General features: G+C 35.9%; 19 protein-coding genes. 7 read left to right on the forward strand and 12 right to left on the reverse strand.

What is annotated here, in order from left to right:
- A partial coding sequence (locus tag C6H17_RS07455; RefSeq protein WP_233714106.1) for an ATP-grasp fold amidoligase family protein occupies positions 1-550 on the forward strand: 550 nt, incomplete at its 5' end.
- 257 nt (positions 551-807) lie between these two features.
- On the opposite strand, the gene C6H17_RS07460 is transcribed toward C6H17_RS07455, so the two are convergent.
- The gene (locus C6H17_RS07460) at positions 808-1,302 is read right to left on the reverse strand and encodes a hypothetical protein (protein ID WP_005218512.1); all 495 of its coding nucleotides are present in this window, start codon (positions 1,300-1,302) and stop codon (positions 808-810) included.
- Between the two features lie 161 nt (positions 1,303-1,463).
- On the opposite strand from C6H17_RS07460, the gene C6H17_RS12515 reads away from it, so the two are divergent.
- Together C6H17_RS12515 and C6H17_RS07465 are read left to right on the forward strand one after the other, a co-directional pair.
- Entirely contained in the window at positions 1,464-1,622 is a 159-nt protein-coding gene (locus C6H17_RS12515; protein WP_005218513.1) for a hypothetical protein, read from the forward strand.
- 23 nt (positions 1,623-1,645) lie between these two features.
- Positions 1,646-2,683 carry a carbon-nitrogen hydrolase gene (locus C6H17_RS07465; protein ID WP_020995690.1) on the forward strand — a complete coding sequence of 346 codons (1,038 nt, stop codon included), beginning with the start codon at positions 1,646-1,648 and terminating at the stop codon, positions 2,681-2,683.
- 33 nt (positions 2,684-2,716) lie between these two features.
- On the opposite strand, the gene C6H17_RS12965 is transcribed toward C6H17_RS07465, so the two are convergent.
- On the reverse strand, positions 2,717-3,361 hold the full coding sequence (locus C6H17_RS12965; RefSeq protein ID WP_005218515.1) for a hypothetical protein: 645 nt from the start codon (positions 3,359-3,361) through the stop codon (positions 2,717-2,719).
- A 154-nt stretch (positions 3,362-3,515) separates the two neighbouring features.
- Between C6H17_RS12965 and C6H17_RS07475 the strand changes: the two genes are divergently transcribed.
- Both C6H17_RS07475 and C6H17_RS07480 read left to right on the forward strand, forming a co-directional pair.
- On the forward strand, positions 3,516-4,022 hold the full coding sequence (locus tag C6H17_RS07475) for a hypothetical protein (RefSeq protein ID WP_005218517.1): 507 nt from the start codon (positions 3,516-3,518) through the stop codon (positions 4,020-4,022).
- Positions 4,023-4,322: 300 nt separating this feature from the next.
- Positions 4,323-5,357: a radical SAM/SPASM domain-containing protein gene (locus tag C6H17_RS07480; protein ID WP_005218518.1), complete on the forward strand. Its 1,035-nt coding sequence runs from the start codon at positions 4,323-4,325 to the stop codon at positions 5,355-5,357.
- A gap of 232 nt (positions 5,358-5,589) precedes the next feature.
- On the opposite strand, the gene C6H17_RS07485 is transcribed toward C6H17_RS07480, so the two are convergent.
- The gene (locus C6H17_RS07485; RefSeq protein WP_005218520.1) at positions 5,590-6,147 is read right to left on the reverse strand and encodes a hypothetical protein; all 558 of its coding nucleotides are present in this window, start codon (positions 6,145-6,147) and stop codon (positions 5,590-5,592) included.
- A 200-nt stretch (positions 6,148-6,347) separates the two neighbouring features.
- Here C6H17_RS07485 and C6H17_RS12185 point away from each other — a divergent pair, with 200 nt between their 5' ends.
- Complete coding sequence (locus C6H17_RS12185; protein WP_020995691.1) at positions 6,348-6,485, forward strand: hypothetical protein; 138 nt, start codon at positions 6,348-6,350, stop codon at positions 6,483-6,485.
- A gap of 139 nt (positions 6,486-6,624) precedes the next feature.
- On the opposite strand, the gene tkt is transcribed toward C6H17_RS12185, so the two are convergent.
- The 6 genes from tkt to C6H17_RS07510 all read right to left on the reverse strand — a co-directional run bounded on the left by tkt (position 6,625) and on the right by C6H17_RS07510 (position 12,258).
- A complete protein-coding gene (gene tkt / locus C6H17_RS07490; protein ID WP_005218521.1) occupies positions 6,625-8,622 on the reverse strand; it encodes a transketolase in 1,998 nt (665 codons plus the stop codon).
- 306 nt (positions 8,623-8,928) lie between these two features.
- Positions 8,929-9,102, reverse strand: a complete 174-nt coding sequence (locus C6H17_RS12190) for a hypothetical protein (protein WP_020995692.1) — start codon at positions 9,100-9,102, stop codon at positions 8,929-8,931.
- A 130-nt stretch (positions 9,103-9,232) separates the two neighbouring features.
- Entirely contained in the window at positions 9,233-9,787 is a 555-nt protein-coding gene (locus C6H17_RS07495; RefSeq protein WP_004087080.1) for a Fe-S-containing hydro-lyase, read from the reverse strand.
- A 28-nt stretch (positions 9,788-9,815) separates the two neighbouring features.
- Positions 9,816-10,490: a bacteriohemerythrin gene (locus tag C6H17_RS07500; protein ID WP_004087081.1), complete on the reverse strand. Its 675-nt coding sequence runs from the start codon at positions 10,488-10,490 to the stop codon at positions 9,816-9,818.
- A 29-nt stretch (positions 10,491-10,519) separates the two neighbouring features.
- The gene (locus C6H17_RS07505; RefSeq protein ID WP_005218524.1) at positions 10,520-11,158 is read right to left on the reverse strand and encodes a bacteriohemerythrin; all 639 of its coding nucleotides are present in this window, start codon (positions 11,156-11,158) and stop codon (positions 10,520-10,522) included.
- Between the two features lie 254 nt (positions 11,159-11,412).
- Positions 11,413-12,258: a fumarate hydratase gene (locus C6H17_RS07510; RefSeq protein WP_004087083.1), complete on the reverse strand. Its 846-nt coding sequence runs from the start codon at positions 12,256-12,258 to the stop codon at positions 11,413-11,415.
- A gap of 247 nt (positions 12,259-12,505) precedes the next feature.
- Here C6H17_RS07510 and C6H17_RS07515 point away from each other — a divergent pair, with 247 nt between their 5' ends.
- Positions 12,506-13,390 carry a peptidylprolyl isomerase gene (locus C6H17_RS07515; RefSeq protein WP_005218529.1) on the forward strand — a complete coding sequence of 295 codons (885 nt, stop codon included), beginning with the start codon at positions 12,506-12,508 and terminating at the stop codon, positions 13,388-13,390.
- A gap of 296 nt (positions 13,391-13,686) precedes the next feature.
- Here the strand turns inward: C6H17_RS07515 and C6H17_RS07520 are convergent, their stop codons facing one another.
- From C6H17_RS07520 to C6H17_RS07530, 3 genes are all read right to left on the reverse strand, one after another.
- The gene (locus tag C6H17_RS07520) at positions 13,687-14,067 is read right to left on the reverse strand and encodes a RidA family protein (RefSeq protein ID WP_005218530.1); all 381 of its coding nucleotides are present in this window, start codon (positions 14,065-14,067) and stop codon (positions 13,687-13,689) included.
- A gap of 463 nt (positions 14,068-14,530) precedes the next feature.
- Entirely contained in the window at positions 14,531-16,705 is a 2,175-nt protein-coding gene (locus tag C6H17_RS07525; RefSeq protein WP_020995693.1) for a TonB-dependent receptor domain-containing protein, read from the reverse strand.
- A 321-nt stretch (positions 16,706-17,026) separates the two neighbouring features.
- Positions 17,027-18,412 (reverse strand): autotransporter outer membrane beta-barrel domain-containing protein (locus tag C6H17_RS07530; RefSeq protein ID WP_199768866.1); only part of this gene is annotated, 1,386 nt, incomplete at its 5' end.

Below are 18,412 nucleotides of genomic sequence, written 5' to 3' on the forward strand. Positions count from 1 at the left end.
TTTTTTAAAAGATTCTAAAACTTTTAATGAAGCTATGACTAAACTCACAAATCATTTAAACACAAACTTTTACACACTTTATAGAGAATGGCATTATAAAGATATAGAGCCTAGAATCTTTGCAGAGGAGATGTTGGGGGAGCAAGAGAGGGGTATAGAGGGTCAAATACTTTTGCCAAATATAGACACAACGGCAATAAGTATTAATGTATTGGTGTATAGATTTTTTACTTTTGGTGAGACAAAATACATACAAGCGAGTGATATGGATGTTTATGGCACAAGATATTTTTATGATGCAAACTGGAATTTTCAGCCGTTTAGCTACAATAATAAAATTTTGTCAGATGAGCTACCAAAGCCAAAAATATTGGAAGAATCTGTAATGATAGCCAATATGTTATCATATCTATTTAGTTTTGTAAGGGTTGATTTATATATTATGCCTCAAAAAGTAATTGTAGGGGAACTTACTTTTACCCCAGAAGGTGGCACATGCAAATTCACCCCGAACGAATGGGATAGAAAACTAGGGGAGTTGTGGAAATAATCCAAATACAGATTTAATTTATAAAGACAAACCAAGCGACACTTTTTTTTGATATGACGTTGTAGATACAAATAAACAATACCGAGAACACTCCTTTTTATATTAACAATGATGCTATATTTGCATTATGGCAAGTGTGCTATAAAATCACATTTTATTCATATAAGCCATAAATCCACCTGCTGCACACATTTTAGAATCCCACAATCTAAAACCCCACACACTAAATCTGATACTTAAGTGTTGGCAAAACAACACTAACCATTCATATCAACATTAAGATGCAGGTTTTCAAAAGCGTTTTTGTATCGCTGTATAAAGTCTGTATGAGCGTTAAACACACGCATACCATTGAGACGATTTGCATTAATGATAAAAGGTTCTGTGCTGATATTGCCACTTTTATTTTGCATGGAATCATCAAATATCTTTTTTTCTTGTGGGTGCAAGTTTTTTGAGTTTTTCAGCTTTTCAAGGTCTGCCAACGGATAAAGCTTTTGGACTGCAAGCATTTTCTCTGTCTCTGTCATGCCCGCCGTAGCCCTTAGCCATGCTTGATACTCTTGATCGCTCATTAACTCTAAAATAGCTAATCCATAGGTCTGCCTTTTTGTCTCAAAGCCATTAGATTCTAAGAGTTGCTCCTCATTATGCTTTGCTGCAATGCTATTTTGCGTGCTAACCTCTCGCTTGATATAGTGCGTATTGGCATTATATAAGCCTAAGTTGTTATTCAGTTTGGTATCAATCATTTTCTCGTCCTCTTTAGAAAAATATTGCACAGAATGCGTTGCGTATTACAAGCAAAAATAATTCCTAAATTTTTAGAATTTTTTAGACTAATAAAGGCTTTTTGTTAATACTTTAAGGGGTATAATGTGTCTGCAAATTAACACGAAAAAAGGAAAATAGCATGGGAATATATGATGATGAACTCGATAACTTTGATACAGAATCTGAAATGGATGAAGATTCACTAGATTATGATGATGATTATGACATAGATATGGATTACGCACAATATGATGATGACGATTATGAAAACCCAGATTTAGACTATGATGAAGAATAACAGATTTTCATAAAGGACAGAATATGCCACAAATAAAGCAAGACGGAGTAAGAGTAGCATTAGTGCAGCAAAGCTATGTGTTTGATTTAGTGAAGAGTAAATGCGATGGGAGACTAGATTCTAAATCAAATTGCATAGACAAGGGCGAATTTTCACAGAATCTAGATTCTAAAAACCCCACAGCCCACTTAGGCATAGGTGAAAATCTAGAATCATGGCAAAAAGAACTCTCAAAGAAAATGAAAGAAAAGACAAAACAAGCAATCATTGAAGCAAGTAAAAACGCAGAGCTAATTTTACTGCAAGAACTACACGCAACGCAGTATTTCTGTCAAAGCGAAGAGACAAAATATCTCTCATTTGCACAGGATTTTGATGAAAATGTTGCATTTTTTAGCACTATCGCTAAGGAATGCGGCGTTGCGCTTGTTACTTCACTTTTTGAGCAAAGGGCAAGAGGGCTTTATCACAACACAGCGGTTGTGTTTGAAAAAGATGGCAGCATAGCGGGAAAATATAGGAAAATGCACATTCCAGATGACCCGCAGTTTTATGAGAAATTCTACTTTACGCCCGGCGATCTAGGCTTCAATCCCATTAAAACGAGTGTTGGGAATCTTGGTGTGCTTGTGTGCTGGGATCAGTGGTTTCCAGAGGCAGCAAGGATTATGGCGTTAAATGGTGCGGATATGCTGATTTATCCCACGGCGATTGGCTGGTTTGATGCAGATTGTGAAGCGGAGAAAAAGCGGCAGCTTGAAGCATGGCAGACAATACAAAGGGGGCATGCTATTGCTAATGGACTCCCCCTTGCAAGCATTAATCGCGTAGGCTTTGAGCCTAATCTTCAGGCAGAAGGTGAGGGTATCCGCTTTTTTGGTAATAGCTTTGTATGCGGTCCGCAAGGCGAGATTCTAGCACAGGCAAGTAATGATAAAGATGAGATTCTATACGCTTTTATCGACTATGAACGCACAAAAGCTGTGCGAGATATCTGGCCCTTTTTCCGCGATAGACGCATAGAGCATTATCAACCGCTTTTGAAGCTATATGGAAACTAAAGTGTCTTTGAGATATGGGTTTCTTGCTAGATTTTATAACATTTTAGATTCTATCTTTCTACCCAAAATGTGTAGTTTGCCTTTGTTTTTAGCATAATGCGTTGTCACCATTCCCCTTGCCATTTGTAAAATCTCTGCAAGGCTCAAATCCGCTTCTTTATATTGCGAAGTGAATCCAAGCCATACAAGCCCTTGAGCTATTGAAAGAACATGAATTGACCTTGTGTTTGCTTCGATATGAAAATCTGTTTTAACATAAACGCGTGCTTTTCTCAAGATTCTAAGATTATTAAGCTTGGAGATAGAATCTTGTAAAAGCTCTTCAAACTCACATTGATTTATGCCTAAATCTTTTTGAGAATGCTTTGCTGCTGCTAAGAAAAACTCTGTTGAGTTATACGAAAATGCGTCTAAAAACTCTAATAAATGCAAAGATTCACAAAAGCACTTTTTAGCCTTTTGTGTCTTAGTATCATTATGATAGCCTAGAGTCTTCATATTGCATTCTCTAAGCCAAAACTGCATACTAGGAAAAGAGATTTTCTTGTGTGATTTGCATTTTCTCCCCTTTGTGTGTTTGCTACGCGAAGTTATAGCAAATAGCTTTAACAGCGTTATGACAAAGCAGTGAAATGAGCGCAATGTAAAATGTGGCTTGAATAAAGTTTCTATAATCATTTTCTATAAATCATTCAAGCAGGAAATAAATCATACGCGACTTAACTTCTTAGTCTAAATAAAAGTAAAACATGCTTGACTTTGTTTTTTTTTTTTGTATAATACGCTCTCCAAAAGTAAAAGGTTTTTTAAATTCAAGTTAAAGGTTTGTTATATGTATTGCAAAATAGTAAAGGTTGGCATACAGATAGGGTGTAGTATAGGTGTTTGCATGAGTTTATCAGGTTGTTTTGAGAAGCCAAAGCCAAATATACCTGAATTTCAACCAAAAGCATTGAGCGAAAATGCACGAGGGATAACTATGGCAAGCTCTAAGGCATATCATTGCAAGATTGTTGGTGAGATGGAAGGGTATGATGAGGTGAGAGGAAAGGTAAGCAATGTTACAAGAGAGAGGATACGACAGGGTGCGATTAATGATTTGAAAAACGAATTGACTTATGCCATTAAAGATGGGCAGAAAGTAATGATTCATATTTCAAGAGAGCAAATGAAATGCCGGGCATATCCGGTAGATAAAAAAGGCAAGGTTATCCCAAAATCACATCTTAAAGAAATGGATTGCACAGATTGGGAAGATGTCCCAGAAGATAGAGGGCAAATCATTTCTTACAAAGTGTATGCTGATCTCTATGATTGTGGAGATAAGCAAATTCACTAAACAAAATAGGTGCATCTAATAATGCGGTTGTGTGGAACTTTATGGTTTTATACAGCCCTTGCGTATTGTTGGATACGCATTAACTCACGACTACCCTTTATTTCTATAATATTCTCACTTTTCTTATTTTTGATTCTATATTATCCATTTATGTTTAGGGCATTTGATTTTACTTTTTTTGATATCGGTATCGCGTATTTATAGGCAAAGTAATATTGCTTTATATAAAAATATTTATTAACTATTTGTTTTTTTTTTTTTTTTGTAAATTGCGGCTTACTTTAAATGAAGGGATAAGCCATGCTGAATAAAGCTGTAAAATCTGTTTATAAAAATATGCCAGCTACTTTTAAAAGAAAGCTTCATAGAGCCATAAGAAGTGAAGGGAATCTATACAACACACAGAATCTAATAGATTCTACCGCTCTATTAAGCACACCAATCACAGACAAAGAATTGCAAAAAAAGATTCTAAAAAAGTATCTGCAGATTGTAGAAATAGAAATCGCAAGTTTTTGTAATCGCACTTGCTATTTTTGCCCAAACTCACATATTGACAGAAAAAGTAAAAGTATAGAGCTAGATGAAGCTGTATTTCTAAAACTTATTAATAATTTAAGTGAAATTGACTACAATCAATGGCTAAATTTTCATAGATTCAATGAGCCTTTAGCAAATAAAGAACTGATTTTAAAGCGTGTGAGACAAGCAAGGGAGAGACTGCCAAAAGCAAGCTTCCGCATTTTTACAAACGGCGATTATGCGCAAAAAGAATATTTTGAAGAATTAAGAGATGCTGGGGTAACACACATATTAATCTCATATTACCCTACAAATAAGGACTATGATAGAAATAAAGTTATAAAAGCGATGGAGAAAATGCAACAAAAGCTAGGTTTAGAATCTAAACTTATGTGGAATACTTTAGAAGAATATTGCGTGAGTTTTATCATGGAGGGTTTAGAGATACTTTATCGCTCATGGAATCCAAATATTACAGGACAAAGTAGGGGTGGCTCGCTGGATTTTATGAAACAAAAACGCAATATTCAATCTGGCTGTTTTCAGTCTGCGATGAGTTTTTATGTAGATTACAATGGGCTTGTGATGCCTTGCTGTCATACACGAAGTGATGAAGAAACGCATAAGCCTTTTATTTTGGGTGATTGCAATAAAAATGATATGTTTGAGATATTTTTCTCATCTACATATACAAATCTTCGTAGTGAGCTTTTTGCCAATACCGCTACAACCTGCAATAAGAATATACAAAAGATTTGCCAAGATTGCACAGATAGACGCCGAGAATTATTTTATGAAATTTCAAACTATTGATGGCATATATACTATTTTTTACGATACAAATAGCCCATACTTCATTAAATATGGTGCTTTATGTTTAGAGCTTTAGAATCTAAGTCATGCCAAAAAGGCAAGGAGAAAAAAGATTCTCCGTATTCTATATTGTTTCACAACAATTTTTAAAAAAGTGGGGATAGATTCCGCATCTAAAGAATCTGGAATCTAAAAGAACTTCAAATAAGATTCAAAAACGCTTTAGGTAGGGCTAGTTTCCTTGTAGCTGTTTATTGTATTTGGTAAAATTTTTGTAGAACTCAACTTCGCTAATTTGTGGTGTGCATTCATTTTTCTTTCTGTAACCACGTTCGTCTTTTTCAGGCTCACAGCAAACTTTATTAGCCATCTCTACAATTATTTTAGACACTCTTTCATGTTCTTTCTGCACTTTTTCTAAGCGTAATGTTTGAAACTTCTTAACTTCGCTAAAGTTATCAAATATCTCAGACTTCTTAGCTGACTCTGCAAAGCTATTACTACTATTAGGTCTAATCATGTCTTTGTAATAGCTGTTTGCATCGCTAGCATGACTTTGGCTTAGGCTAGATAGAACACTTCCTGTATTATTAGGACATAGTAAGTAGCGACCTTCATACTCTTCATAAGCTCCACCATCTAGCTTCTTTTTATAATCATCTGGAAGATAATAGATGTTGGTATCTTTAGCATTCTCTCCCTTTACAAGTTTAACACCTGCTCCAAATAATGATATTGGTGGAAGTGTTGCCAATAATGCTGTTACTATTGCCTTTGTCGTTAGTCTCATGTGTGTATCCTTATGTTGATTTGGTGTTGGACTACTCTATGTTCTTAGTATTATATTCTATGCTATGAGTTTCCATACCTATATATACTTGAACTAATAATGCTTGTGAAAATGTCTGTTTAAAGTTTTTTGCAATTTACCTACAAATAAACTTGTATAAATTGCAATCGCCTAAAAGCTACTTTAAAAGTAGAGTCTTAATGCCCCTCATTACAAAGCCACTTTTCACAAGCATGATGTATTCTACCCCCCCCCCTTATAACACACTTAAGCAATATAATAAAATTATGAAAAAGTATAAAAAGCTGGAAATATATGGCAAAAATGTAACAAATTAATATATTAAAATGACAAAACAGAGAGTAAAAATTATATTTTGTAAGGATAGGAACTACACTCTATCTTTTATGTAGTTGCAATTAATCGCATAAAATCATAATTTTATAGACTATCAAGTCCATACGCACAGAGTAATATTTAAAACAAAGACTTCACATTATTACAAATATTCTCAACACTAAAGCCAAAATGCTCAAATAATAAATCACCCTTGCCACTCGCCCCAAAAGATTCCATACTTAGCACATTATCAGCAAAGGCATAAAGCTCCAAGCCTCTTTGAGCCTCAATAGCAAAGACTTTAGAATCTCCAAAAAGACTTAGGCTATACGCCCTACCCTGCTGCAAAAACAACTCAAAGCAAGGCATGGATACAACCTGTGTTGCAATGCCTTCACTCTCTAGCTTTTCTTGTGCTTTAATGGCTAAATGCACTTCACTCCCACTTGCTAGTAATGTAATCTTATGCGTATTGCTTTTTGATTGCGTAAAATCCGTCAGCAATAAAGAATGCGAGATGATATAAGCCCCTTTTGCTACATTCTCTAGATTCATAGAATCTGATTGTATTAAGGGAAGATTCTGTCTTGTTAGGATAAAGCTTTGTGGCGTTTGCAAAGTAAGTGCAACCTGCCATGCTAAAGCATTTTCATTCGCATCGGCTACACGCCAATTCAATAGATTTGGCATAGCGCGTAAATGGCTTAACTGCTCTATTGGCTGATGTGTCGCTCCATCTTCACCAACACCGATAGAATCATGTGTAAAAATGTAAAAAACCTGTGCTTTCATAAGACTTGCCACACGAATGCTAGGCGATAAATAATCGCTAAATACAAAGAAAGTCGCACAAAACGGCGTAAAGATTCCATAATTTGCAAAGGCGTTACTTATCGCACCCATAGCATGTTCTCGCACACCAAAGTGCATATTGTTGCCATGTGGAAAATCCTTAGAATCTTTTAATGTCGTATTATTGCTAGGGGCTAGGTCTGCACTCCCGCCGATAAAGCCCATATTTGCCTGTGCAATAGCATTTAGAATCTTGCCATTACTAGCCCTTGTAGCTATTGCGTTTTGATAGGATAGCCCTGCCCTACCCTCTTGTTTTTGCAGATCGTTTGCGTGGTTAGAATCTAAGCTATTAAACATAGGAAATGAAACATTGCTAAAATCTTTTTTTAATAGCATTTCAAGATTCTTTTCTTGTCCGTTTTTTTGCAAGGTAGTGAGCCATGCTTGATAAGCTTTCTCTCCCCTGATTGCAGTTTCTTTAAAATGGGTTCTACTCTCTTCACTTATGCGAAAAGTTTCGCTGCCAAAGCCCATTTGCTTCTTACTCTCAAGTATGACTTCATGTCCTAAAGGCGCACCATGCGCGTGATGACTGCCCTCTAAGCCGATCGCATTTTTTGCGATTTTCGTCTTTGCTATGATGAGCGTTGGCTTACATGATTGTTTTGCCTCCAAAAATGCGTTATTAATCTGCATATAGTCATGTCCGCAAATCTCTATCACAAAAAAACCTTGCGCCCTAAATCTCGCCCCAATATCTTCACTAAAAGCGATATTTATATCGCCTTCAATACTGATATTATTGCTATCATAGATGAGAATCAAATTATCAAGTCCATGATGTCCAGCAAGAGAGCAAGCCTCATAGCTAATGCCCTCTTCTAAGTCACCATCACCACAAAAGCAATACACCTTATGATTAATCACATCGTTACCAAGCATAGCCTTTGCGCGTTTTGTCGCCATAGCAAAACCTACCGCATTTGCCACACCCTGCCCTAATGGACCTGTCGTAATCTCTACACCATGTGTGTGTTTATATTCTGGATGACCGGGCGTTTTTGAATGAAGTTTGCGAAAATTACGCAAATCCTGCATATCTATATCATAACCCCACAAATGCAATAACGCATAAAGCAAGGCACTCGCATGTCCACCGCTAAATACTAACCTATCGCGATTAATCCAATTTGCTTCTCGCGGATAAATATTAATATGATTTGCTAACACAACAGCAATATCAGCAAGTCCCATAGGCGCACCCGGATGCCCACTATTTGCTTCTTGCACCATATCAGCACAAAGCATTCTTAACTCATTTGCGATTTGTTCATGCGTCATCTTTTTCCTTTTTCAACACAATAAATATAATTATGCAACTGATTCTACCCAATAAGACAAAAAAATTAATTAAACATTAAGTCAGTATGATTAGACTACAAGCAAATCCAGCACAATCGACATATAAAAAGAGATTTAATATAGTAAAAGCAATAGAATGCAAGGGACTATTATCCACAAATTCTACATACCAATCATATTTAAATAAAGATTTTATCACCAGTAACACATGCAAACATGACTAAAATAAAAGGGCAACCACCCCATTCATTAGCATTCAAATAATTTTATAAAAAACACAATACGCTATTTCTGCATGAGATTGTAAAAAAGCACACCAAATAGGGCAATGATAGCACCAACGCAAACAATCCCCATAAGCCATAAAATAAGCGGCAACACGAAACCAAGTATCTTAAAGATAATAATGGTAAGACAAATCAAAACGACAAAAATGAGACCCAATTGTAAAAACTGCATAAACGCTCCTTGTGATTATATAGGGCTGTATTCTAGTATAAAAAAGTTAATACCTTAAAAGTAAAAGTTGCAACTATAATATTATCATCGTTGCATAACATTGCAACGCAAAAACGCAAAATGTAAATTCCTATATTTGCTTATACGCAGATTGCCCTTGCTCATAAAAATTATTACCATCGCTATCAATGGCAACAATAGCTGGAAAATCAACAATAGTCAGTCTTGCAACTGCTTCTGGTCCAAGCTCTTCATACGCAAGGACTTCATATTTTTGAATACATTTAGAGATCAAAGCAGCAGCACCGCCAACCGCAACCATATAAACAACACCATGCTTTTTCATAGAATCAATAACTGCTTGATTACGATAGCCTTTGCCAATCATACCGCTTATGCCCTGCTCTATTATTGTAGGCGTATATTTATCCATTCTGCCACTTGTCGTAGGTCCTGCAGATCCGATAGCATTACCGGGCTTTGCAGGGCTTGGTCCTAAATAGTAAATAGTTTGATTTACCAAATCAACTGGCAGCTTTTCGCCTCGCGCCAACGCTTCTGTAAGTGCCTTGTGTGCAGCATCTCTTGCTGCAATGATAGTCCCAGATATTAATACCGTATCACCTGCTCGTAACTTCTTGCCTTCTTCTCTAGTAAATGGGGCTTGCAATCTAATTTCTGACATAATATCTCCTTAAAATAAGTTGTATTACCTACACTTTCATATCATTAATGTAAGTAATATTTGTATTGCAATGTTTGCAATATATCTTTTTGCCTTGTTGTATCTGTGCGTGAATAGGATCTGAAATGTTATACACCTTACCGCACATACAGCTATAAATATGCAACACGCTATCCTTTTGAATTGCCTTTGTGCTATTTAGAGTAGGATTATTTTCTGGCTTACTCTGGGCTGAATGCTCGGATTCTACAAACGCATCTTCTAATATATTGTTTTCAGATTCTAACTCTTTGTTTTCCTTCGCCCTTTTCTTTTCTAGCATTTCTTGCTGATATTCCCCGATACGCATATCTTCTTGCAATATATGCCTAACAAGCCATTGCTCAGTAATTATGGCAAGTTGCTGCTTAAAGTCATATTTCATATTTTTTATAAGCAAGGTCATCTCAGACACAATCTCTTTATGGTGTTCCCTATGCGTTTCTAATGCTGGAAATTGTATGCTTTCCATATAGGCTTCCTCATCTCTAAAATGAGTCTTCATATAGTCAAATAAAGCAACCAAAACCTGCTTAATCTCTAGTGGATTTGTCTGTTTGCCAATCATATTATCTGCTATATTCGCAAGCTCAAATAGCTTTTTATGTTGTTCATCAATCATAAAGTTATGAACACTATATTCTTTACTCCACTTAGGTAGCACACACTATCCTTTAGAATCCAAAAACACACTTAAGCTTCAATGTCTGTAATATACTTAATAAATGTGGTGCAATCCTGACATTTTACACCATCTCCCGCCTGTATTTTTGCATGTATATCTGGCTTAATATTATAAGTCTTCCCGCACAAACAGCTATACATATGCATGATACCTTTTTTTGTTTCTTGCTTTTTCCCTGAAGTCATTTCAGCTTGTTTTAACAACGCATTATCTTCACTACTTGCAGCTGGTGTTGCTGCTTTTTGCATGGATCGCTTTTCATTCATTTCTTCACAATGTTTTGCATACTCCATATCTTCTTGCAAAATATGCTTTAAAAGCCATTGCTCCATGATAATCACAAGTTGTTGTTTAAAATCATATTTCATATTTTTTACAAGATTTGTCATCTCAAACACAATCTGTTTATGTCTTTCTTTATGCAACTCAAGAGAGGGATATTGTATGCTTTCCATATAGACTTCTTCATCTCTAAAGTGAGTTTTCATATAATCAAACAAGGCGACAAGCATTTTTTTAATCTCAGCTGGGTCAGTCTGCTTCCCAATCATATTATCCGCCATATTCGCAAGCTCAAATAGCTTTTTATGTTGCTCATCAATCAAATAATTTTTAACACTATATTTATCATTCCACTGCAACAACATTTCATTACTCCTTAACCCAAGATATTTTAGAATAACATATTTATAATCAATAATGCAAACAACATTCCCAAATCATACACCATCGGCACAAAAAAAACTTTTCATAAGAGAATCTTTAATAAATGGATTTTTCCTGCAACAATACATAAAGTCCATTTTATCTTTAAGTGCCATTTAAATACCCATTCTGCCTAAAACAACCTCTCTAGTGCAATCTAATAGCTACGCACAACACAACAAATAGATTCACAAGCTTACAACTCAACGCTATAATGCCGTGCTGCATGGCAATTCACATTAATTGCGACAGGCATACCCGCAATATGCGTTGGATACCATTCAATATTTACACCAAATGCGGTAGTATTGCCACCTAGCCCTTGCGGTCCAACACCTGTTTTATTTGCAAGCTCCAATAACTCTTCTTCTAATGCGGCATATTTTGGATGCGGATTCTTAGAATCTATTGAGCGGATAGCAGCCTTTTTTGCTAAAATCGCAGCCTTTTCCATAGTCCCACCGATACCTACACCAAGCACCATAGGCGGACACGCATTTGGTCCAGCAAGTTTAACAGCCTCTAAAAACAAACTTTTCACACCCTCAAGTCCATCTGCTGGCACAAACATTTTTAATAAACTTTTATTCTCACTGCCAAAACCCTTTGGTGCAACCGTGATTTTAATCTTATCGCCCATAACCATTTCTGTATGCAAAACCGCAGGCGAGTTATCGGTTGTATTCTTGCGTTCAAAAACAGGCTCATTGACAACAGATTTTCTCAAATAACCATCTTTATACCCGCGTCTTACCCCTTCATTTATCGCATCGCTAAATAAACCACCAACAATATGCACATCCTGCCCAATCTCTGCAAAAACCACAGTCATACCAGTGTCTTGACAGATAGGCATCATATTTGTTTGTGCGATTTCGCCATTTTTTATTAATGTGCCTAAAATATTCTTACCAATAGCAGAAGTCTCAACTTCTTGTGCTTTCTTAAAAGCATTTTTTATATCTGGTGTCTGTATGCAACAAGCTTTAATGCAAAGCTCTTTAACGGCTTCTGAGATTGTTTCACATTGTATTTCACGCATGTCTTATAGCTCCTTTTGTATTCTAAGGTTTTGGGTTTGTATATCATTTTGGCGATAAACCATGAGATTATTGCATTCTATCCTTTTAGAGTTTAAAAAAAGTTTAATTACGCAAAAATATTTAACTTTTATTTAAAAAACTTAACCTTTCTTAACAATATTTGCTTGTTTCTATGTTAGAATCCACGCAGTAACTTAGCACATATTAAGCAACTCCGCAATATAAAATTCCATTTTAAGGATATTAATGATTAAGAAAATTTTTATATTCACGCTTCTATGTTGTAGCACTTTTATATATGCAGAATCTAGCTCTCAAAGTCCAGCTTCTAGCCTAGATTCTGTCAGCAAGAATATTGTCGGTGGTATCGCACTTTTTGTGAATGGTGAGCCGATTACGCTACATGCGATTAAACAAGTAGAAAACGCATTGCATACAGACAGACTTCGAGCCACAGATATACTTGTAACAGAGAAGCTAAAAGAAGCTGAAATTAAGCGTTTAAAAATTGAAATAAATGATATACAGCTAGATTCACAAATAGCACAAATCGCACAGCAAAATGGCATGAATTTAGACCAATTCTATGCGGCTATTATGCGAGAGGGTATGAGCTTAGTAGAATATCGCACAAAGCTAAAAGAGCAAATGCTAGCACAAGAACTTATGCGAAAGATACTCTTTTCTAGCAATGTCGGGCAAGAAGATGAGCTGCGTAAATACTACAACGAGCATTTAGACGAGTTTGTTATCCCCAAAGAAGTTGTGGGTGTAAAATTTGTAAGTCGCAATAAAGAGATTCTAGAATCTTTTATGCAGCAAGGCATAGATAGCACTATACCAGATTCTATAGCACACACTGAAGAGAAGCTAGAAATAGAGAGTTTGCCAACGCAGGTAGCTGATATTTTTCTAGCAACCAACGCAAAGTCTTTTACACAGGTATTTGAATCTGATAATGGCGATTTCGTTGCGTTTTATATTAAGGGAAAAATATCAAACGAACAAGTAGATTTTGAAAAAGCAAAAAACTATATCGCACAAAAACTCATAGCAAATAACCAAGAAAAGATTCTAAGCGATTATTTTGAACGCGTAAGGAGCCGCTCTAAGATTGTTTTTGTCCGCTAATGAAAGTCTTTATTATCGCTATTAAGCAGGGCTTAACACCGAATTTTATTGCATACATAACGAACTAACAATCTAGCATAACCCTATCTATTGTAATAATATCTAGGCTTGACACTCTAAAACCATCGTTAGACATATACAAGCCTTACATGAAAACAACACTAGACCTTAACACATTAACACCATGTTAAAACAAATTTTGGCAATAAGACTCCATAAAGCCACGCCGCAAACATATAAAGTTAAATTGCATATTTTAATGGATTCTATCACTCTTGCATGTTTCTACGCATATTCTATGACTTCAACGCAATACATTCAATCTCTATTTTACTGCCCTTTGGCAATTCTTTAACAGCAACCGTGCTACGAGCAGGCTTATGTGAAAAATATGTGGCATACACTTCATTAAATTGCGTAAAATACGACATATCACTAAGATACACATTTGTTTTTATTACATTCTCTAAGCTACTTCCAGCCGCTTCTAATACTGCTTTTAAGTTCTTGCAAACTTGATGTGTCTGTGCTTCTATGTCAGAATCCAAAAATTCCCCATTTGGTAACAATGGAATCTGCCCAGAAGTAAAAATCAAACTATTTGCAACAATAGCCTGTGAATATGGTCCTATCGCCTGCGGTGCATTACTTGTGCTTACAATATCAAACTTTTTCATATTGTTCCTTTCTGTGTAATCTATAAAACGCTTATTCTAACACATTTTGACAAAAAAAGTTGTTTCAGAAACAAAATGTGCATAACTATATTATAATCCACAACCTAACATATTGCATCTAAATCTCCGCAGCCCACCCATAAAAACAGGAAATTTACAAAAGAGTAAAACAAGTGCATTGCCTTTTGTATGCCGGCAGCAGGGCTTTGGGTGTAAATAACCCCTAAGAATCGTTGGCTAATATAAACTCTCTAGACCCTAAACAATATTCTTATACCCAATAATAGTATATGTTGTGTTTTCAATATCTTGATTTGTTTTTTCTGCAGAATCTATATTCTCATTATTTTGTGTTCTCTAAGTCTGCAACCATCCATGGGATACCAATAGATTCCAAAAACTCGCCCTGACTTGCCAAAATGCCAGAGAATCTAAACCCACTAAAATATTAAAATCAATTTTACTAAAACCTATATCTTACCTCAAAACGATAGTCTGTGCCGGGTTCATATAAAGCCGTGCGAATGAGATTAATTTGATCGTTTGCGGTATTATCTGCTTCAACTTTTAGTGGTGAGGTAGGGTCCATATAATAAGCGTTAAAAACATTTAAAATGCTAAATCGCAAAGTAAGCTTGTCTTTGCCAAGCGGATAGTAATTCACATATAAATCTGACACACTATACCCATCTTTACCAATGTCTTCAAACTGCTTTTGATAGATATTATAACCTATCGTGCCTTTCTTAAAGCCTGTCGCACATCGAGTAACCCAAGCTATATCAAACATATCCGCATCATATCGCAATCCAACCATAAAAGTATAACCCCAAGTAGCCCCAAGCTCGTAAGTATCAGCAAGCAACGCCCCCTTGCCCTCACCTCCAGCGGTAAGCCAGTTTCTAGCTACACCTAAATCAAGTGTGAATCTATCATAGTAAAACGCCGAGCCAATCTCAAAGCCATAGTTAATAAGTGGAAAGTTTAGATTCTCTCTCACCCCTTGTCTTGTACCACCCCCTGTTGCACCTTTTGCATAGCTATTAATAAAGTTTAGAATATTTCCTGCATACACTGCAAATTTAAAACTCATAAAATCATTTACATAATCAAGTGTGATTTCACCATGATTTGAGTATTCTGATTTGAGATTTGGGCTTATCTCCACTTTTGTATCACGCAAAAGTGTCGCATCGCCGGGCATTGCTCCCCTTGTGCTGAAAGCATACTTTGCACTGATATCAAGCCCATCAATCACACTATAAGTAAGCACGGTGCTAGGGCTTACCCCGCCTGTGAAATGATCCTGTTTATTCTTATCAAAATAGTAGTAAAAATCCGCCCTGCTACCATAACCCCAAGTAAGATTGTCTAGAATCTGCCAGCTATCCTGCACAAATCCACCATAGATATATGCCTCTTCCCTGCCTCTATTATGTTTTAAATTGGGGCTATTTTTTTCACTATCTTGCATATTATCATCACGCACACTCATACCTTGAAAGTCAAAGCCATATTCAAACAAATGATCTTCATTTAGCTGATTGCTTAGCCTTGCATTTGCACCATAGTTATCAAGCACGATAGCACGCGATGAACTTTCATCATGATCATGTCCGCCAGTCCCGCCACCACTACCATGATTATGGTCTTCTGTAAAAAGTGGTGTGAGATTCACATTTTTGGCATTGTGATATGCGGCAAGTTTTATAGAAGTGCCGCCATGCTCTGGTTTGTATTCATAGTTTGCAGTAAAGCTTTGATTTTGATTCTTATGTCGAAATAAATGACTTGCAAAATCTTCCCCTGCCACATCGCCGACATTTGATCGAAACGGACGAGTCGCATCATCATTTATCACACTATAACCAACCGAAAACCTTTGATTAGAATCTACTTGTCCCCCAACTTTTAAAAGCACATTCGTTTGCATTGAGTTGCTGCCTAGCACGGGATTATTCATCGTAAGAAAGTTTTTGTAAGTATGCTTTGCATCGCGATAATTTAGCACATTTTGATGATTTATACTTGCCAAAATGCCTACATCGCTAAAAAGCCGACTATATACATTGAGATTTGCTTTATAGCCTAAGTTTGTAAAAAAGCCTGTGCCAATCTCAGCACCAAACTTTTCCCCAGCCTTTAAAAAATCACTCGCATCTTTTGTCTCAAAGGCAATAGACCCAGCAAGACCACCCGGTCCGCTACTTGCATCACTTACACCCTTGCTTACCACCACTCTTTTTAACAGCGATGGATCAACCATAACATTGCCTTGATGATGAAAGGCATTACCATTTTGAGCCGCTCCATCAAGCGTTACCCTCATCATAAAGCTCTCAAACCCTCGCACATAAATCTTTTGTCCCATATTCGCACCACCACCCACAGCAATGCTAGGGTCTTTTTTGAAAATGTCTCTAAGATTTAGGGCTTGTGTCTTTTCTAAATCATCAGCGGTGATGAAAGTCTTTGTGCTTGTTTCATAGCCTTTTAGCTTACTCGTCGTAGTAACGGCGTTTAGCTTGTAAGATTCTGTATTGTCTTCTTGCGGTGTGTTAGAATCTAGTGCATAGCTTAAGGTTTGAGCTACACAACATATCGCAACACCCGCAAGTATCTTGCGTGTTTGTAACATGTTTATCCTTAACTTGAAATAATATTTATACAAGCAATATATAAAAATTACAATAAGCTTTATATGTTGTGTATGCTTCACATTGAAATATCACTTTGCTTTGGAGAAATGGATAAAGCTAAGTAGTATTATGTGCGGGGAATTATAGCGAAAAAAGTTTTAATAATTTAAATAACGGGTTAATAGCATAGCTTTATTGCATGTAGATTCTATTGTAAAATTTAAGTTTTAGATTCCAAGTTGTAGAATCTAAAACTTAAATTATAGTGTTTTTGTTGCTGATAAGTTATAGAATCCAAACTTCAGATTCTAAGATATCCCCTAAAACACAACCCTACCACCAATATTAAATCCTAAGCCAAAGTTTTTATCAAATACACTGCTTTGCAAGCTCAAACTGCCATTTAGATACCATCTGCCAAAGCTATATTCTCCACCACCTGTAAGGAATACATAAGACTTATAACCTTGAGCTTTATATCTCATATTAAAGTTATTTACAGAATCACCTATATTGCCTATACTTGTAGTTGTAGTCCCATTAGAATCTACATTATTTTGTAAAATGATTGCATCTTGCTTTAATTGTGCGACTATAAAGATATAGCTTTGATTTGCAAAGTATTTACGACCATCTATACCTATATTTACACTTATAGTTTGTCTTATATTATCATCTGTATTCATAGCAAATATAGGTGTATTATCACTCTTTCTTTTAAAGCCACTTGAACCTAATACATAATACGATAATCCTGCAAAAGGTTTTACAATATAACCCTTTTTCATTAAAAAGGCATAACCATAAGTTGCATTTAAATCTATATTAGAGAGTGTATAGCTATATTCATCACCAAAGAGAGCAAGTAAATCCATATTCTTAATTGGAGATCCTTGTCTCTCGTTTGTAAAGCTAAAGGCGGTATTGAGTGTTACATCTATTTCATGGTTTTCAATGAAAGTCCTTGTATAGATTCCAGCAAACATATTATTTGAATTGTTTGAAGTAAAGCCATTATTATTTCCATTAAATGTGCCATAGCCATAACCACCATACGCACCAAATGCAGTTTGGAGTTTATCTACAAAGTAGTCATAACCTGCATTAAATCCATAGAGTTGTGCTGTGCCAGTTTTTGAGAAGTTAAGATTACCTAGCATATTAACCCAAGCATGATTTGGATATTCTTCTCTGTTATTAAATCTCATGATTAAATCTGCTAAGGTATCAAACCATACTTCATTTGAATTGTTATCACTTGTTATATCACTTTGTATATCTGTTACTCCATTGTTTGCATTTTGTGTGTTTGTGTTAGAGCTACTTGCTAGAGTAGCTACACTACTTCTATAAACTGCATTGCTATTTGTATTACCACTTACTATATTATTAATAGCTGCTATTCTTGTGTTTGTATTAGAATCTAGACTTGCTAGTTTTAGCTTCTCTGCTTCTTTTAATGCTGCTTCTAAATTCTTTTGATAGTTCTGCATAGCAATATAGCTACTAGCACTACCATGAATGCTAGCTACTCTTGCTAGACGATTTAGTTTTGCACTCTCCATTGATAGTGTGAGTGTATGAAGTGTTGATGCTTTATTCTCTAGGTTTGATACATGATCTATTGCTGTATCTAGAGTCCTGCCTACTTCTAGGAAATACTCTAGATTTCTTGAGGCAGCTAATGTTTGGTCTAGGTTTATTAA

This window comes from Helicobacter rappini, from assembly GCF_900198625.1.
In the GTDB taxonomy this organism is placed as follows: Bacteria; Campylobacterota; Campylobacteria; order Campylobacterales; family Helicobacteraceae; genus Helicobacter_A; species Helicobacter_A rappini.

What these genes read in the sequence shown, in the direction of transcription:
- C6H17_RS07460 (WP_005218512.1), bottom strand. Translation starts at nt 1,302, where the DNA reads ATGATTGATACCAAACTGAATAACAACTTAGGCTTATATAATGCCAAT.
- C6H17_RS12515 (WP_005218513.1), top strand. Translation starts at nt 1,464, where the DNA reads ATGGGAATATATGATGATGAACTCGATAACTTTGATACAGAATCTGAA.
- C6H17_RS07465 (WP_020995690.1), top strand. Translation starts at nt 1,646, where the DNA reads ATGCCACAAATAAAGCAAGACGGAGTAAGAGTAGCATTAGTGCAGCAA.
- C6H17_RS12965 (WP_005218515.1), bottom strand. Translation starts at nt 3,361, where the DNA reads ATGATTATAGAAACTTTATTCAAGCCACATTTTACATTGCGCTCATTT.
- C6H17_RS07475 (WP_005218517.1), top strand. Translation starts at nt 3,516, where the DNA reads ATGTATTGCAAAATAGTAAAGGTTGGCATACAGATAGGGTGTAGTATA.
- C6H17_RS07480 (WP_005218518.1), top strand. Translation starts at nt 4,323, where the DNA reads ATGCTGAATAAAGCTGTAAAATCTGTTTATAAAAATATGCCAGCTACT.
- C6H17_RS07485 (WP_005218520.1), bottom strand. Translation starts at nt 6,147, where the DNA reads ATGAGACTAACGACAAAGGCAATAGTAACAGCATTATTGGCAACACTT.
- C6H17_RS12185 (WP_020995691.1), top strand. Translation starts at nt 6,348, where the DNA reads ATGCCCCTCATTACAAAGCCACTTTTCACAAGCATGATGTATTCTACC.
- tkt (WP_005218521.1), bottom strand. Translation starts at nt 8,622, where the DNA reads ATGACGCATGAACAAATCGCAAATGAGTTAAGAATGCTTTGTGCTGAT.
- C6H17_RS12190 (WP_020995692.1), bottom strand. Translation starts at nt 9,102, where the DNA reads ATGCAGTTTTTACAATTGGGTCTCATTTTTGTCGTTTTGATTTGTCTT.
- C6H17_RS07495 (WP_004087080.1), bottom strand. Translation starts at nt 9,787, where the DNA reads ATGTCAGAAATTAGATTGCAAGCCCCATTTACTAGAGAAGAAGGCAAG.
- C6H17_RS07505 (WP_005218524.1), bottom strand. Translation starts at nt 11,158, where the DNA reads ATGTTGTTGCAGTGGAATGATAAATATAGTGTTAAAAATTATTTGATT.
- C6H17_RS07510 (WP_004087083.1), bottom strand. Translation starts at nt 12,258, where the DNA reads ATGCGTGAAATACAATGTGAAACAATCTCAGAAGCCGTTAAAGAGCTT.
- C6H17_RS07515 (WP_005218529.1), top strand. Translation starts at nt 12,506, where the DNA reads ATGATTAAGAAAATTTTTATATTCACGCTTCTATGTTGTAGCACTTTT.
- C6H17_RS07520 (WP_005218530.1), bottom strand. Translation starts at nt 14,067, where the DNA reads ATGAAAAAGTTTGATATTGTAAGCACAAGTAATGCACCGCAGGCGATA.
- C6H17_RS07525 (WP_020995693.1), bottom strand. Translation starts at nt 16,705, where the DNA reads ATGTTACAAACACGCAAGATACTTGCGGGTGTTGCGATATGTTGTGTA.